Origin of the sequence: Mycobacterium sp. SMC-19 (genome assembly GCF_045310815.1) — a bacterium.
Taxonomy (GTDB): Bacteria; Actinomycetota; Actinomycetes; order Mycobacteriales; family Mycobacteriaceae; genus Mycobacterium.
Window position 1 is genome coordinate 166,772 of the sequence record NZ_JBJIAM010000006.1, and the last position, 16,296, is coordinate 183,067.

Sequence of the window (16,296 nt, forward strand, 5' to 3'; positions counted from 1 at the left end):
CCTACGTGACCACTGACGCTGCTGACGAAACGAAGATCACCGAACGCCCTTTCGCTACCGCCGCACTTTTCGCACTGCCCGTCCGCCTCGTCATCGGATGGACCTACTTCTCGGCCTTTTGGAGACGAGTCGGCCTCGACGACAAATTGAATCCGGACCTGCCTGGCTACGTCGGCGAGAAGTTCAATCACTTCCTCCCGAACGCGCTGGGCATCGGCCCGATCATCGAGCATCTCCTGACCCACCCCGGTCTGCTCGCCGTGGCGATGACGGTGTTCACCATCGTGGAAGGCATCGTCGGGATCTGCGTGATCGTCGGCTTGTTCACCAGGGTCACGAGTCTGGCCGTGCTGGGTTTGGCCTTCGGCATCTTGCTCAGCGCCGGTTGGCTGGGCACCACCTGCCTCGACGAGTGGCAGATCGGCATCCTGGGCGTGGCCAGCGGGTTCATGCTGTTTCTGAGCGGTGGCGGACACTATTCGGTGGACCGCGTCCTTTCCGCGAGGTATCCGCGGCTCACCCAGCGACGGCTCAGCTGGCTGACCTCCGGCGAGGTCACCATCAAGGCGCCAGCGGTGCTCACCGGCTCGCTGGCCATCCTGGCGTTGGCATTGTTCACCAACCAGCATTTCCACGGCGGGGTGTACGGCCCGCTGCACAACAAATCAGTGGCGCCAAACGTCGAGATCGCCAATGCCCATATCTCCGGCGACGGCCTGCAATTTCAGCTGTTCCGCACCGAAGGTGCGGATGTGTACGGCTCCTTCCTGATCGGTGTCAGCGTCGTCGACGACACCACCGGCGATACCGTCGTACAACTGGACGGCGCGCAGCTCAGCCGGCTGCCCGAGGCGGCGATCGCCAACCGCTACGTGGCCAAGGTCAAACCCGGCGCGCACAGCCTGATCGTCCCGTTGGGCGCCAAAGCACAGCTGACCATCGACACCGGGCCCGCCCGGTGGAACGCCGCACATTCCTACACGCTGGTGCTCACCGACATCAGCGGCGCCACCTGGAAACGGGCGATCGAAACCGTCTCCTGAGCGTGCCCTACAGGTCGCGGAGCTCGCGCTTGAGGATCTTGCCGGTGGGGTTACGCGGCAGTTCGTCGAGGAAGACCACCTCGCGTGGCACCTTGTAGCGGGCCAGGTGCTCCTTGACGTAGACCTTGATGGTGTCCTCGTCGACGGTGGAGCCTTCTTTCTTCACCACGAAGGCCCGCAGCCGTGCACCCCACTCCTTGTCGTCGACGCCCAATGCGGTCGCCTCGATCACGTCGGGGTGTCCGCTGATCAGGTCCTCGACTTCGGCCGGGAAGACGTTCTCACCGCCGGAGACGATCATCTCGTCGTCGCGTCCGCTGACATAGAGCAGCCCGCGCTCGTCGAAGTAGCCGACGTCGCCCGACGACAGCAGCCCATCGATGATCTGCTTGCCGCCGCCACCGGTGTAGCCCTCGAACGGGAAGAAGTTGCCGACGAAGATCCGCCCGACCTGGCCCTGCGGCAGTTCGTTGCCGTTGTCGTCGAGGATGCGGACCTTGACGCCCTTGACCACCGGTCCGACCGTCGCGGCGTTGTACTGCAGGTCGGCGGGGCCGGCGATGGTGGCAAACGCGACCTCGGTCGAGCCGTACATGTTGTAGATGACCGGCCCCAGGTCCTTCAGGGCCCGCGTCGCCAATTCGGCGCCGAGCTGCGACCCCGAGACGAACACGATCCGCAGGTTCGACAGGTCCGGCTTGGGACTGGTCTTCTCCAGCTGGTCGAGGATCCGCGACAACATGACCGGGACGACGACCATGCCGGTCACCTTGTGCTTTTCCAGATCCTCCAGCACCGTGGCCGGCTTGAAGCGGCGCCGCAGCACCAGCGTCGAGCCGAAGAACATGGCCAGCGTGCCGTGCAGGTAGCCCAGCGCGTGGAACATCGGCGACGGCAAGGACGTCACTTCACCGGCCCGGAACGGGACGTGCGACAGGATGCCGCCGATCGGCGCCAGCGTGGGCGGGGTGCTGCGGTTGGCGCCCTTGGGGGTACCGGTGGTGCCGGACGTCAGGATGATGATCGAGGCGTGCTTGGTGATCTTGGGCGCCGGCGCCTTGCTGCTGCGCGCAATCAGCTGCGCCAGTGTCTCGTCGGTGCTGCCCGACGGTTCATCGGTGTCCGGGTTGACGCCCAGGGCCCGCAACTTGCCCAGCGTCGGTTCGGCCTGCGTCACGGCGGCGGTGTACTCGTCGTCGTAGATGATCAGCTTGGCGCCTTCGCGTTCGGAGACGTCTTTGATCTGCGGACCGGAGAATTCACTGTTCAGCAGGATCAGCCGGGCACCGACCCGGGCGCAGCCGTAGTTGGCGATCAGGAACCAGCGGTGGTTACGGGCCAGGATCGCCACGCCGTCACCGCCGCGCACCCCCATCGCCAGCAGGCCGTTGGCCACCGCGTTGACGGCGTCGTCCAGTTCCTTGAACGTGATGCTGCCGTCGTCGTCGATCACGGCGACGCCGTTCGGGTTACGACGGGCATTGAGCGCGGGAATCATCCCCAGCTCGCCCCAGCGCGCTCCATCGGCGAGTGCACTGGCGATCACCCGCGGGGACTCCAGCTTCAGCGCGCCGGACTGCAGGATCTTGCGCAGATAATGCAACTCGGCGCCACCGCGTTCGAGATAGCGACCGAGCTTGTTTGCAGCCTGGCTGGGCAGGTCAGTGAGCTTAGCCATGGGACAACCTTATGTGACGCAGATCGCCGTCGGGCGGCGGATTGCGGCCTCTCATTAACATGACGTCATGGCCGGCGGGATGTCGCTGGAGGTTGCGGGACACCGGGTGGTGGTCACCCACCCGGATAAGTTGGTGTTCCCCGGTGGACCAGGCTCCACCCCGCGCACCAAGATCGAGCTGATTCGCTACTACCTGTCGGTGGCCGACGGTGCGCTGCGCGGGGTGGCCGGGCGGCCGATGATCCTCAAACGCTTCGTCGACGGCATCGACGCCGAGGCCATCTTCCAGAAGCGGGCACCGGCCAACCGCCCGGATTGGGTGTCGGTCGCGGAGCTGCACTACGCCTCGGGCCGGTCGGCGCAGGAGGTCGTCGTCGACGACGCGGCCGGCCTGGCCTGGGTGATCAATCTGGGCTGTGTGGACCTCAATCCGCACCCGGTGCTCGCCGGCGACCTCGACCATCCCGACGAGCTGCGGGTGGACCTCGATCCGATGCCGGGAGTCGGCTGGTCGGAGATCGTCGAGGTGACGCTGCTGGCCCGTGAAGTACTGGCCGACCACGGGCTGACGGCGTGGTCGAAGACGTCCGGCTCACGGGGCATGCACATCTACGCACGGATCGCACCGCAATGGGAGTTCGGCCAGGTGCGGCTGGCGGCACAGGCGGTGGCCCGCGAGATCGAACGGCGCGCACCGCAGTTGGCCACCAGCCGGTGGTGGAAAGAGGAGCGGCACGGCGTCTTCGTGGACTTCAATCAGAACGCCAAGGACCGGACCGTCGCCTCGGCGTACTCGGTGCGGGCCACCCCTGACGCCCGGGTGTCGACGCCGCTGCATTGGGACGAGGTCGCCGACGTCGACCCTGCGTCGTTCACCGTGGATACCGTGCCGGACCGCTTCGAGCAGGTCGGCGACCCGTGGGCGGGCATGAACGACACCGTCGGCTCCTTGGAGTCGCTGTTGGAGCTGGCCGAAGCGCAGGGTCCGGCGGAGAAGGCGCCACGCGGTGCACGCAAGAGCGTCGACGGTCGTCGCACGTCACCGCTGCCGTTGATCGAGATCGCCCGTACCAAGACTCGCGACGAGGCGATGGCCGCCCTCGACGTCTGGCGGGGTCGGCACCCCGCAGCGACGAAACAGCTGGCGCCCGAAGATGTTCTGCTCGACGGTATGCGGGGCCCGAGTTCGATCTGGTATCGAGTCCGGATCAACCTGCAGCACGTGGAAGAGGCACAGCGCCCACCCCAGGAAGAGTTGATCGCCGACTACAGCCCTTGGGGCAAGAAGGGCGCGAAAGGCTGATCCGCGCGTCAGGGCACGGTGATACCGGCGGCCAGGTTCGCGGCGACTTCGGCCTCCCAGTGGCCGAATGCATGGGCGGTGTCGACCTCGACCTCGAACCGGTCGGTCATGTCCGGGGTGACGGCCGCGGCGTCGACGTAAAACTGCTCGTACCACCGGCGCAGCTGATACACCGGGCCATCCTCTTCGGTGAGCAACGGGTTCTCGACGGGCGCCTTGTGCTTCCAGATCTCGACGTCCTCGAGGAATCCCGCTCCGAACGAGCGGCTCATGGCCGCGGCGAGTTTGGTGGCCTTCTCCGCCGGCAGGTTCGGCATCTGCTGGACGGCGACTCCCCACTGCAGCATGAAGGAGTCCTGCGTGACCGGGTAGTGGCAGTTGATCAGTGCGATCTCGGCGGTGAAATCCGGTGCGAGATCGTTGTGCAGCCAGTTGATCATGTAAGCCGGCCCGAAGTAGGTCGCCTCGGAGCGCAGGTAGGTGCCCTCCCACAGCTTATCGGCGCCCGGAGAGTCCGGCCGGACCTTGCTCTCCATGTACTGGCTGGCGTGAGAACCTTCGATCACGTTCTTGAAGTAGGTCGGATATGAGTGGTGGATGTAGAAGAAGTGCGCCATGTCGACGACGTTGTCGATGATCTCTCGGCAGTTGGCGCCCTCGATCAAGACCGAATCCCATTGCCACGGCGACCATTTGCCGGCGTCCATTCCCTCGATCTGAGGTGGGGTCAGTTCCGCGGGTGGTGTCGAGCCCTCCGGGTCGTGCCACATCAACAGTTGGCCGTTGACCTCGCAGGTGGGCCAGCGTCGGGTGCGCGCCGTCCGCGGCGCCCGTTTGGCGTAGGGCACCATGGCGCACCGACCGGTCGAGCCCTGCCAACGCCAGTCGTGGAACGGACACGCCACGGCGTCACCCTTGACCGTGCCCCGGGACAGGTCGCCGCCCATGTGCCGGCAATAGGCGTCCAGCACATGCACGTCGCCGTGAGAGTCGGCGAACACCACCAGCTTCATGCCAAAGGCGTTGATGCCGTGCGGTTTACCATCGCGGAAGGTCTCCGCCAGGCCCAGGCAATGCCATCCCCGGGCATACCGGTTCTTGGGGGTGCCGTGGTCCAGCGCCCGGATCGCGCAATCACTCATCGTCTCTACCCTTCGCCTCGCAGGTAGCTTTGCCGACCGTAGGACGTGAATTCGGCGTCCAACGAACCCTTGTCGTTCTCGGTCATGCGGGTGTACTCGGGAGTACCCCGCCCGGCCCAGCGGTATACCGGTTCGTCGGTGTGCCAGCGCTGCGCCTGCAGTTCGCGTTTGAGCACCTTGTTCGAGCCGGTGACCGGTAGACCGGCCGAGATCCGCAGGAACCGCGGGAAGCCCTTGCGGCCCAGGTCGGGTTGGGCGGCCAGATACTCGGCGAATGCCGCCGCGTCGAAGCTGTCGGGATCGGCGACCTCGACGGCACCCATCACCTGGTCACCGGAGCGCGGGTCGGGTACCGCATAGACGCCGGCGCTGATGATCAGCGGATGCCGGCGCAGTACCTGTTCGATGGTCAGCGCGGAGGTGTTCTCCCCGTCGACCCGGATCCAGTCGCCGCGGCGGCCGGCGAAGTACAGGAAGCCGGCCGCGTCGCGGTAGCCGAGGTCACCGGTCCAGTACCAGCCGTCGCGGATCTTTTCCGAGTCTGCGGTGTCGTTCTTGTAGTAGCCCTCGAAGTCGCGGGCCCCGGTTCTGTCGACGATCTCGCCGACCGCCTCGTCGGCGTTGGACACCCTGCCGTGCTCGTCGAGGACCGCGGTGGCGCACTCGGCACGGGTCTGCGGGTCGACGATGGCGATGCCCGCGTGCGCCGGACGACCCAGCGCGCCGGGCGGTGCGGCCGGGTCGGGTATCGCGGCGTTGCCGCCCTCGCTGGAGCCGTACCCCTCGTGCAGCACAGCGCCGAACCGGCGGAGAAACTCCGCCTGATCCTGCGGCGACGCCTCGGTTCCGAAGCCGCGGACCAGCGCGTTGTCGGCATCGTCGGGCTGTTCGGCGGTGGCCAGCAGGTAACCCAGCGCCTTGCCCACGTAGGTGAAAAAGGTCGCGCCGAAGTAGCGCACGTCGGGCAGGAACTGCGTAGCCGAGAACTTGGGTGTCAGACAGATCGTGGCTCCGTTGGCCAGCGCGGGCGCCCACAGCGCCATGATCGCGTTGCCGTGAAACAGCGGCATGCAGCAGTAGTCGACGTCGGAGCGCACGTGGCCGAACTTGGCGGTGGCCATGTCGGCGATCCGGACCAGCCGGCCCTGACTGCATTTGACCGCCTTGGAGGCACCGGTGGTGCCGGAGGTGAACAACAGCAGCAGTAGCGATCCCGGCCCCACGCCCGCGGCGGCGGCCGGCTCCACCCGATGTTCACCGACCAGGGCGTCGTAGCCGGGGTCGTCGATCACCAGGAAGCGCTCCGCCTCCAGGCCGTGGTTCAGGCCGCTTAGCCGGTCTGATCCGGCGGTGTCGGTGACGATCAGCTGACAATCCGCGTGGCGGATCTCCGCGGCCATTTCGGCATCGCCGCGGGTGGGATTGATGCCGACGATGACCCCGCCCGCCAGCGCGCCGGCACCGAGCCAGAACACGAAGTCTTCGACGTTGTCCAGCAGCACGCCGATGTGAAACGGTCCGTCCCGGCGCAGATCCGTCGCCAACGCGGCGCGCGCGGCGGACTCGCGCACCACCTCGTCCCAGGTCCAATCTCGTTGCCGGGTGCGCAACCCCAGATGCCGGTCGCCGAGGCGGTCGAGCAGCATCCCCGCGATATCAGTGGGCATTCGCCGCGGGTGCGTGAACGAGATCGATGTAGGACTGCGGGAGGTCTTCGCGGGCCACCGGAGTCACGCTGCGCACGCCGGCGAAGTAGGAGTCCTCTCCGACGATCTTGCCGCTGGCATCGAGTGGCCACAGCAGGACCTGTCGGTACACCACTAAGTAGTCGGCGTCGGGATCTTCGACTTCCACCCCGAGAATGGCGGTCGCCAAGGCGCCCGGGTAGAGCTGCTTCATGTCCCCTTCGGTGACCACGCAGTCGTCGTCGACCACCAGCCGGTCGATGGCGAACTCCAGCACGTTGGTACGGGTCGCCATGAAGTTCGTGTAGTAGGTGTGCACTCCCTCGGTGGTTTTGGGACCGACATCCTGACCGCCCATCCAGAAGTGGTAGTCCGGCTCGGCGCTCAGCGTGCCCATCACCTGGTCGAGGTCGGGCGAAGCCTCGCCCTTCATGTGCTCGATCACCACTTGGAGCGCGGCCCGGTGCCGCTCATTGGTGGTTTCGGCCAACCGCTTCTCCAAGGGGGCCCAGGTCCGGCTGGGGTCGATCACGGCCACGATTCTCGCTCCTTCTATTCAGGTGGTGATCATCATCACTGCAATCGCCGATGCCGGTCATCCGCCATACGTCTGCTGGTTTACGGATTCTGCCCGACGTCTGTCGGTTCCGTGACGGAGAGCTCAGCCGCCGACAGCGCAATCCGGCGCACGAAGAGCACCAGGGTGGCCGTGAACCGATCGATCGGGTCGGCCAGATCCCAGCCCATCGCCGACTCGACGTGGGCAATACGGGACGCCACCGTGCTGTGGTGCAGGTGCAACTGGGTGGCGGTGCGGCGCAGCGAGCCGAGCACGCAGAACGCCTCGGTGGTATCGACGTCGTGCGCACCGGCCGGTTTGGCCGCGATGGCGTTGATCCGCGCCACATCGTGGTGCCGCAGCACCCGCTCCAGCGGAAGGTCGGCGAGCAGCTCCAGGACACTGAGGCGTTCGTAGGCGACCGCCCGGCGCCCATAGTGCGTGGACGAAGCGAATCGCAGCCCCCGCTGCGCCTGCTGCCACGATGTCGCCGCACCGAACACCGTGGACTTGGCTCCGATCCCCACCCACGGCCCGCGTCCCAGCTGTGCCGGTAACGGTGGCGGAAAGGCCGCGATGATCGCCGCATCGAGCCGGTCCGACAGGGTCCGGGCATCCTCGGAGCTGTAACACAGCAGCGCCGTGTCGGCGCCGATCGTGACCGAGCGGACCGGTTGGTCGCCCAGTTCCCTCACAACGACGCGCAGCGCCTCGGCGGGCGATCCCGCCGAGACCGCCAGCACGCGGACCTCGCGGGACTCATCGAGACCCAACAGCCGGATCGCCCGGGCCCGCTCCGCAGGTAATTCGTTGTCGGACAACACCAGTTCCAGCAGCGCGGGGTCACCCAGCCGGACGGTCGCTCCCGCCCGCGACGCCGCCATACGCAGCGCGTGACGTACCCGGTCGGCCAGCACCCCGTCGATTGGATGCGCCGAGGTGCCGGCCCGCTCCAGCCGAACCTCGGGCTCGGTCTCCGATATCCATCGCACGGTCACCGGGCATTGCGCGACGGATTCGGCCGATCGGATCACTGTCTCGGTATCGGCGTTCGACTCGACGAGTGCGTCGAAATGCGCGACGAGCCGCAGCACCGCATCGGCACCGGAATCCAGCTGGGACAGCCGGATCGGCTCGGGATCCATCAGCCGAGGCTATCGCGGATCCGCCGCGGGATCGGCGGCTTCAGTTGATCGTGAAGCCGCCGTCGACCGCGATGGTCTGTCCGGTGACGTAGCCACCGGCATCCGAGGCAAGCCACAGAACCGAGGCTGCGAGATCTTCCGGGTCGCCCATCCGGCCCAGCACGATTCGGTGAGCGACGCTGTCCAGGTATCCCGGGCGGTACTGATCGGTCATCTCCGAGGCAAAGAATCCGGGAGCAATCGCGTTGACCCGGATACCTTTTCGGCTTCCCCACTGCTGCGCCAAGTCCCGCGTCAGACCGATCAGTCCGGCCTTGCTGGCGGCATAGGCCGCCTGCGGCAACCCAGCCGTGGTCAGCCCCAGGACGCTGGAGATGTTGACGATCGACGAACCCGGCGCCATCACCCGCCCGCAGGCCTGCGCCGCCCAGTAGGCCCCATTGAGGTTGACGTCGATGACCTCGCGGAACTGCTCGGGGGTTTCCCGGGTGGCCGGGTGCGCCGTTCCGATGCCGGCGTTGTTGATCAGCACATCGACCCGGCCGAATCGCTCGATGGCGGCCTCGACCATTTTGGTCGCCGCCTCCGGGTCGGCGATATCGGTCGCCACCGGAAGTGCTGCGCGTCCGGCAGCGGTGACGAGTTCGGCCGCCTCCGCGAGCTTCTCCACCCGCCGCGCCGCTAGCACCACGTCCGCGCCGGCCTCGGCGAAGGCCCGAGCGAAATGCACGCCGAGGCCCGAGGACGCCCCGGTCACTACGGCGACCTTGCCATCCATCCGGAACTTGTCCAGTACGCTCACCCGACTCACCTTTCTCGACTTTTTACGGTTATTTCAACGCATTTCGCGCCGCAGCGATGAACTCCGGCGCAGCCTGTGCCGCTTCACCGGCATTCTGCACGTCTTTCGCGCCGTGCTGGGCTCGGTGGGTGATTCCTTCGGCGATCACCCCGATCTTGAAGTTCGCCAGCGCCAGGTAGAAGTTCCAGTCGCCCAGGTCCCGGCCGGACAGCCGTGCGTACTCCTCGGCGAGGGCGTCGGCCGATGGCAGGCGTGCACTGGTCCACGCGGCCGGGTGGCCGAACACCAGGTCGAATGCCGGTGACCGGTAGGCACACATCAGGGCGATGTCGGTGAGCGGATCGCCCAGGGTGGACAGCTCCCAGTCCACAACTGCCCGGATGACGTCCGCCCGCTCCTGATCGCAGATGGTGTTGTCGATGCGGAAGTCGCCGTGCACTACCGAGGGTTGCGATGTCTGTGGGATGGTGTCGGCCAGTGCCGCGGCCAGCTTCGAGACATCGTCGGACAGCGCTTCATCGTTGGCAGGCGTCTTGACCAGCTCCCATTGGCGAGCCCACAGGCGCACCTGGCGTTCCAGGAATCCGTCTGGCCTACCGAAGGATTCGAGGCCGACGGCACGGTAGTCGACCGCGTGCAGATCCACCAGAGCCTGCACCAGCGCCTTGGCGTTGGCCGCCAGTTCCGCATCGGAGAGGGTGTCCAGATCGTCCTTGTGCCGGTAGACCCGGCCGGTCACGAACTCCGTGACGGTCAAGGGCGCACCACAGACCGCGCCGTCGGCGTCGAGCGCCACGGGTCGTGCGATCGGAACACCGGTGCCGTAGAGCTTGTCGGTGACCACGAATTCGCGGCCCACATCGTGAGCCGACGGGGTCAGGCCGCCGAGTGGAGGTCGGCGCACGACCCACGCCGACGATTCGTCGCTGACCTTGAAGGTGAGGTTGGAGCGGCCTCCCGCGATCAGTTCGACGGTGAGTTCACCGCGAACCGGAACGTTGTTGGCGATGAGGTATTGCCGCAGGGCAACCGGATCCAGCGCTTCGACCGTCACTGTGCGGCGTCCTTGCGAGCGCGCCGCGCCGCCCCGACGCGCCGCTTGGCGATGGCCCAGCGGTGCACCTCGGAGGGGCCGTCGTAAACCCGGAACGGGCGCACCTCGCGGGAAAGCCGCGCCGGTGGCAGGTCCTCGGTGACGCCGAGCGCGCCGCACATCTGGACGCTGCGGTCGACGATCCGGAAGATCGCCTCGGCGGCGAACGTCTTGGCGATCGACGTCGCGTCGCCGGCACCAGAGCCCTGGTCGAGTTCCCAGCATGCGCGTACCAGCAACGCTCGGGTGGCGGCGATGTCGATTTCGTTGTCGGCCACCATGTTCTGGATCATGCCCAGATCGCCGAGCGCCGATCCGAATGCCTGACGCTCCACGACATGCGACAGCGCGGTGTCGTGACCACGGCGGGCGGCGCCGAGCCAGCGCATGACGTGGGTCATGCGCGCAGGCCCGAGACGCACCTGGGCGTATTCGAAGCCGCGGTCCACCTCGCCGAGCACCGCTTCCTCGGGTACCCGAACGTCATCGAAGAACACCTCACAGTGCCCGCCCACCATGGACCGGTCCAGTGTCGGGATGTGTCGGCCGACGGTCAGACCCGCGGTGTCGGCGGGGACCAGGAACATGGTGGCGCCGCCGCGCTGGCCGGGCTCCCCGGAGGTGCGGGCCATGACGATGAAGAATCCCGCGCCGTCGGCGCCGGTGATGTACCACTTGCGACCGGTGATGTACCAATCTCCCGACCGGCGCTGCGCCTTGGTCGTCAGCGCGGCCGGGTCCGAACCAGCGCCCGGCCCCGGCTCGGTCATCGCGAACGCGGACCGCACGTCACCGGCCGCCAGCGGCGCGAGGTAGCGCGCCTTCTGCTCGGGGCTGGCCACCTCTGCCAGCAGATGCACGTTGCCCTCATCGGGGGCGGCGATGTTCACCGCCGCCGGGCCGAACAGTGAATACCCGGCGGCCTCGAACACCGGCGCCCGGTCGGACATGTTCAAGCCCAGACCGCCGTATTCGACGGGCGCGTGCGGCGCGAACACGCCCGCCTCTCGAGCCGCGGCCTGCAGTTCCTGCACCGTGGCGTCCCCGCCCGCGGCGGCGATGTCCCCGCCGAAGCGATCCTCCACCGGCAGGACCACGTCCTCGATGAACGCCCGCGTCTTTTCGACGAGCTCCGACACTTCCGGCGAGTAGCTCAACTCGATCGCCATGACACCCCATCACCACTCTCGCAATGACCGACCGTTCGCTCGGCCCGAACACTACGGACTGTGACACAGAAGGGCATTTCCCGTCAAAATCGACCGTAAGCCGGCATCAATCCGTGCGATATAGTTCAGAATTACTGAACAAACCGGAGGTGGCCGTGGTGGGATCATCTGGGTGCGGCACGGCGATCCGCGCCGCCCGTCGGGCCCGGGGTCTGACCGTGCGCGAGCTTGCCCAGTGTCTGCGGGTCAGTCCCGCCACGATCAGCGCCATCGAGAACGGCAAGACCGGGGTCTCGGTGTCGAGGCTTCAGGAGTGCGCCGGGGCGCTGGGCGTCACACCGGCCCAGATCCTGGCGGGCACCGTCTCGGTGGCGGCGACGCACTTGGACCACGCGCGCGCCGACGCCGCCGATTCCGGGCAGCGCGACTGGCGAAGGTTTCCGCCGCTGGCCCTCGACGGCGTCTTGGCGGCGGCTATCGATGCGTTCGTCGAAACCGGTTACCACGGCAGTTCCATGCGGGATGTCTCCGCACGCGCGGGCATGAGCGTTCCCGGGATTTACCACCACTACCCCGACAAGCAGGCGCTGCTGGTCGCGATACTCGATCTGACCATGTCAGAACTGCACTGGCGCGTCACCGCGGCCCGCGCCGACGCCGCAACAGGGCTGCAGGAGGTGCGGCTGGTCGTCGAGGCGCTGGCCCTGTTCCACACGCACCGCCAGAAGCTGGCGTTCATCGGAGCCAGCGAGATGCGCAGCCTTACCGCGACGAATCGACAACGTATCGCCGACTCACGAAATCAACTGCAGCACACCCTGGACGCCGCCGTCGACCGCGCAGCGCGGGAGCGCGATGTAGATATCGCCGATGTTCTCGACCGCCGGATCGCCGGACGCGCCATCACCACGATGTGCACCTCGCTGCCACAATGGTTCAACCCCGACGGCCCCGCCACTCCGGAGGAAACGGCTCGCACCTACGCCGATTTCGCGGTCTCGCTGCTCACCAAACCGCGCGGCCTCGGACTGGCTTCCCCGCCGGTGTCCCCCGACGGCAGAATGTGACCCGTGTCGGCTACATGGCAGTTCTGGATCGACCGGGGCGGCACGTTCACCGACATCGTGGCGCGCCACCCCGACGGGCGTCTGCTCACGCACAAGCTCCTCTCGGAGAATCCGGAGCACTACCGAGACGCGGCGGTGGCCGGAATCCGCGCCCTACTGCAGCTCGACGGCGAGGCGCCCATTCCGGACGGGCTGATCGATGCGGTGCGGATGGGCACGACGGTGGCCACCAACGCCCTGCTGGAGCGCGCCGGTGAACGCACCCTGCTGGTGATCACGCGGGGTTTCGGGGATGCACTGCGCATCGCCTATCAGAATCGGCCACGCATCTTCGACCGGCACATCGTGACGCCCGAGCAACTCTACGAACGCACCATCGAGGTCGATGAACGCATCGCCGCCGACGGGACGGTGCTGCAGGCGCCGAATCTGGATGACTTGGCCGCACAGCTGCGCACCGCCCACGCCGAGGGGATCGGCGCGTGCGCGGTGGTATGCCTGCACAGTTACCGAAATCCGGTGCATGAAAGGGCAATCGGAGAGCTGGCCCGCGAGATCGGTTTCACCCAGGTCTCGTTGTCGTGCGAGGTCAGCCCGCTGCCGAAACTGATCCCACGCGGCGATACCGCCGTCGTCGACGCCTATCTGTCACCGGTCTTGCGTCGCTATGTCGCACAGGTGGCCGACCAGCTCACCGGCGTGCGACTGATGTTCATGCAGTCCAACGGGGGGCTGGCGGCGGCAGATCATTTCCGCGGCAAGGACGCGATCCTGTCCGGGCCAGCCGGCGGAATCGTCGGCATGGTTCGAATGTCGGCGATGGCCGGCTTCGACTCGGTGATCGGTTTCGACATGGGCGGAACCTCCACCGACGTATCCCACTACACCGCCACCGGCGGATACGAGCGGGTGTTCACCACCGAGGTCGCCGGCGTGCGGCTGCGAGCACCGATGCTGCATATCCACACCGTCGCGGCCGGCGGCGGCTCGATCCTGCACTTCGACGGCAGCCGGTATCGGGTGGGCCCGGAGTCCGCGGGCGCCGACCCGGGCCCGGCCTGCTACCGGCGCGGGGGACCGTTGACCGTCACCGACGCCAACGTCATGCTCGGGCGCATCCAACCGGACCATTTCCCAGCAGTGTTCGGACCGGCCGGCGACGAACCGCTCGATGCTGCAACGGTCGGACAGTCCTTCGCCGCCCTGGCCGACGATATTCTCATCGCCACCGGCGATGACCGCACCGCCGAGCAGGTCGCCGAAGGGTTCCTGCGCATCGCCGTGGCGAACATGGCCAACGCGGTCAAGAAGATCTCCGTGGCCAAGGGCTACGACATCACCCGCTACGCCCTGACCACCTTCGGTGGCGCCGGCGGACAGCACGCGTGCGCGGTCGCCGACGAGCTCGGCATCCGTACGGTGTTGGTACCGCCGATGGCGGGCGTGCTCTCCGCACTCGGGATCGGGTTGGCCGACACCACCGTGATCCGCGAGCGCGCCGTCGAGACCGAGCTGGATTCCACCGCCCTCGCCGGGTTGCGCGAGGTAGCGGACGGCCTGGAGCGGGCAGCTCGCGCGGAGCTCGCCGACCAAGACATTCCGCCCGACCGGACACGGGTGATCCACCGAGTTCAGCTGCGCTACCAGGGAACTGACACCTCGATCCCGGTCGAGTTCGACGGCGTCGCTGCGATGACGGCGGCGTTCGAAGACATCCACCGCGGCATGTACTCGTTCCTGATGGACCGTCCGCTTATCGCCGAGACGGTCTCGGTCGAGGCGACCGGCCTCACCGAGCAACCCGAGCTGTTGCAGCGAAGCGCTGCCGACGCATCTCATCACGCCGGCCAGATCGTGCGCCTCTACACCGGTGGCGCCTGGCGGGATGCGCCGCTGCACCGGCGGGAATCGATCACCGACGTGGTGATCGGGCCGGCCATCATCGCCGAGGACAACGCCACCACCGTCGTCGACGACGGCTGGCAGGCCCAGCTGACCGCCGACGGGCAACTGGTGCTGAAACGGCTGACCACCGCAGCACCGGCCGCGGCCGGGACCGCGGCGGATCCGGTACTGCTGGAGATCTTCAACAACCTGTTCATGTCCATCGCCGAACAGATGGGCACCCGGCTGGAGGCCACCGCCCAGTCGGTGAACATCCGTGAGCGGCTGGACTTCTCCTGCGCATTGTTCGACGCCGAAGGCAATCTGGTGGCCAACGCGCCGCATATCCCGGTACACCTGGGATCGATGGGTGCGACCGTCAAGGAAGTGATCGCCCGCCGGGCTTCGACGATGCAGCCCGGCCAGGTCTATGCGGTCAACGACCCGTACCACGGCGGCACCCACCTGCCCGACATCACCGTCGTCACTCCGGTGTACGCCGAAGGCGCAACCCCGGACGACCCCGTGTTGTTCTTCGTGGCCTCACGCGGTCACCATGCCGAAATCGGTGGGACCACACCGGGTTCCATGCCCGCCGACAGCAAGTCCGTTGTCGAGGAGGGCGTGCTGTTCGACAACTGGCTGTTGGTCGACGGCGGCCAGTTCCGCGAAACACCGACCCGGGACCATCTCACGGGGGCCACATTCGCCTCCCGCAGCCCCGATACCAACCTCGCCGATCTGCGAGCGCAGGTCGCCGCGAATCAGAAGGGCATAGACGAGATCCGCTCCATGATCTCGCATTTCGGGCTGGACGTCGTACAGGCCTACATGCGCCACGTCCAGGACAACGCCGAGGAAGCGGTGCGCCGGGTCATCGATTCGCTCGATGACGGCGAGTACCGCTATGAGATGGACTCCGGCGCAACGATCGCGGTGCGGATTACCGTCGACCGCGCGGCGCGGGGTGCCACCATCGACTTCGATGGAACATCGCCCCAGTTGGCCACAAACTTCAACGCGCCGTCCTCGGTGGCCACCGCCGCGGTGCTCTACGTGTTCCGCACTCTGGTAGCCGACGATATCCCGATCAATGATGGCTGCCTGCGCCCGCTAAAGATCACGATCCCGGACGGCACCCTGCTGTCGCCGGCCTACCCGGCCGCGGTGGTCGCCGGCAACGTCGAGACCTCCCAAGCCATCACCGGGGCACTGCTGGCTGCGCTGCGGGTGCAGGCCGAAGGCTCCGGAACCATGAACAATGTCACGTTCGGCAACGCCGGCCACCAGTACTACGAGACGCTGGGCTGCGGATCGGGCGCGGGCGAGGGTTTCGACGGCGCCTCGGTGGTGCAGACCCACATGACCAACTCGCGGCTCACCGACCCCGAAATTCTGGAGATGCGCTTCCCGGTGCTGTTGCGCGAGTTCGCGATCCGGCACGGCAGCGGCGGGTCCGGACGCTGGCGCGGCGGTGATGGCGGCGTGCGCAAGATCGAGTTCCGCGAGCCGATGACCGTCAGCGTGCTGACGGGGCATCGGCGGGTCGCGCCCTACGGTATGGCCGGCGGCCAGACCGGCGAACTGGGACGCAACCGGGTGGAACGCGCGAGTGGCTCGGTGACCGAGTTGGCCGGCTGCGATTCCACCGACGTCGGCCCGGGTGATGTGCTGGTGATCGAAACTCCGGGCGGCGGCGGGTATGGCGAGTCCCGCTGATCGCGGG

12 protein-coding genes are annotated in these 16,296 nt (G+C 67.2%); 4 read left to right on the forward strand and 8 right to left on the reverse strand.

Annotated features, from left to right (window positions below; all coding sequences use genetic code 11):
• Positions 1–5 precede the first annotated feature (5 nt).
• Positions 6–1,043 carry a TQO small subunit DoxD gene (locus ACJH5R_RS15260; protein WP_406782303.1) on the forward strand — a complete coding sequence of 346 codons (1,038 nt, stop codon included), beginning with the start codon at positions 6–8 and terminating at the stop codon, positions 1,041–1,043.
• 7 nt (positions 1,044–1,050) lie between these two features.
• Here ACJH5R_RS15260 and fadD2 read toward each other — a convergent pair whose 3' ends face one another.
• Positions 1,051–2,721: a long-chain-fatty-acid--CoA ligase FadD2 gene (fadD2, locus tag ACJH5R_RS15265; RefSeq protein ID WP_406758995.1), complete on the reverse strand. Its 1,671-nt coding sequence runs from the start codon at positions 2,719–2,721 to the stop codon at positions 1,051–1,053.
• Between the two features lie 67 nt (positions 2,722–2,788).
• Here fadD2 and ACJH5R_RS15270 point away from each other — a divergent pair, with 67 nt between their 5' ends.
• Positions 2,789–4,024, forward strand: a complete 1,236-nt coding sequence (locus ACJH5R_RS15270) for a DNA polymerase domain-containing protein (protein WP_406782304.1) — start codon at positions 2,789–2,791, stop codon at positions 4,022–4,024.
• Between the two features lie 8 nt (positions 4,025–4,032).
• Here ACJH5R_RS15270 and ACJH5R_RS15275 read toward each other — a convergent pair whose 3' ends face one another.
• The 7 genes from ACJH5R_RS15275 to ACJH5R_RS15305 form a co-directional block, all read right to left on the reverse strand.
• A complete protein-coding gene (locus ACJH5R_RS15275) occupies positions 4,033–5,166 on the reverse strand; it encodes a Rieske 2Fe-2S domain-containing protein (protein WP_406782305.1) in 1,134 nt (377 codons plus the stop codon).
• 5 nt (positions 5,167–5,171) lie between these two features.
• Positions 5,172–6,833, reverse strand: a complete 1,662-nt coding sequence (locus ACJH5R_RS15280; RefSeq protein WP_406782306.1) for an AMP-binding protein — start codon at positions 6,831–6,833, stop codon at positions 5,172–5,174.
• On the reverse strand, positions 6,823–7,389 hold the full coding sequence (locus ACJH5R_RS15285; protein ID WP_406758991.1) for a nuclear transport factor 2 family protein: 567 nt from the start codon (positions 7,387–7,389) through the stop codon (positions 6,823–6,825). The genes ACJH5R_RS15280 and ACJH5R_RS15285 overlap by 11 nt, the downstream gene beginning before the upstream one ends.
• Positions 7,390–7,469: 80 nt before the next feature.
• Positions 7,470–8,555: a PucR family transcriptional regulator gene (locus ACJH5R_RS15290; RefSeq protein ID WP_406782307.1), complete on the reverse strand. Its 1,086-nt coding sequence runs from the start codon at positions 8,553–8,555 to the stop codon at positions 7,470–7,472.
• Between the two features lie 40 nt (positions 8,556–8,595).
• Positions 8,596–9,357 carry an SDR family NAD(P)-dependent oxidoreductase gene (locus ACJH5R_RS15295; protein WP_406758989.1) on the reverse strand — a complete coding sequence of 254 codons (762 nt, stop codon included), beginning with the start codon at positions 9,355–9,357 and terminating at the stop codon, positions 8,596–8,598.
• Between the two features lie 28 nt (positions 9,358–9,385).
• Complete coding sequence (locus tag ACJH5R_RS15300) at positions 9,386–10,411, reverse strand: phosphotransferase family protein (protein ID WP_406758988.1); 1,026 nt, start codon at positions 10,409–10,411, stop codon at positions 9,386–9,388.
• Complete coding sequence (locus ACJH5R_RS15305) at positions 10,408–11,619, reverse strand: acyl-CoA dehydrogenase family protein (RefSeq protein ID WP_406758987.1); 1,212 nt, start codon at positions 11,617–11,619, stop codon at positions 10,408–10,410. Before ACJH5R_RS15305 ends, ACJH5R_RS15300 begins: the two co-directional genes overlap by 4 nt.
• A 158-nt stretch (positions 11,620–11,777) precedes the next feature.
• Here ACJH5R_RS15305 and ACJH5R_RS15310 point away from each other — a divergent pair, with 158 nt between their 5' ends.
• Positions 11,778–12,686 carry a TetR family transcriptional regulator gene (locus ACJH5R_RS15310; RefSeq protein WP_406758986.1) on the forward strand — a complete coding sequence of 303 codons (909 nt, stop codon included), beginning with the start codon at positions 11,778–11,780 and terminating at the stop codon, positions 12,684–12,686.
• Positions 12,687–12,689: 3 nt separating this feature from the next.
• Positions 12,690–16,289 (forward strand): hydantoinase B/oxoprolinase family protein, encoded by a 3,600-nt coding sequence (locus ACJH5R_RS15315; RefSeq protein WP_406758985.1) that lies wholly within the window; start codon positions 12,690–12,692, stop codon positions 16,287–16,289.
• The last annotated feature ends 7 nt before the right edge of the window (positions 16,290–16,296 follow it).

What these genes read in the sequence shown, in the direction of transcription:
- fadD2 (WP_406758995.1), bottom strand. Translation starts at nt 2,721, where the DNA reads ATGGCTAAGCTCACTGACCTGCCCAGCCAGGCTGCAAACAAGCTCGGT.
- ACJH5R_RS15270 (WP_406782304.1), top strand. Translation starts at nt 2,789, where the DNA reads ATGGCCGGCGGGATGTCGCTGGAGGTTGCGGGACACCGGGTGGTGGTC.
- ACJH5R_RS15275 (WP_406782305.1), bottom strand. Translation starts at nt 5,166, where the DNA reads ATGAGTGATTGCGCGATCCGGGCGCTGGACCACGGCACCCCCAAGAAC.
- ACJH5R_RS15280 (WP_406782306.1), bottom strand. Translation starts at nt 6,833, where the DNA reads ATGCCCACTGATATCGCGGGGATGCTGCTCGACCGCCTCGGCGACCGG.
- ACJH5R_RS15290 (WP_406782307.1), bottom strand. Translation starts at nt 8,555, where the DNA reads ATGGATCCCGAGCCGATCCGGCTGTCCCAGCTGGATTCCGGTGCCGAT.
- ACJH5R_RS15305 (WP_406758987.1), bottom strand. Translation starts at nt 11,619, where the DNA reads ATGGCGATCGAGTTGAGCTACTCGCCGGAAGTGTCGGAGCTCGTCGAA.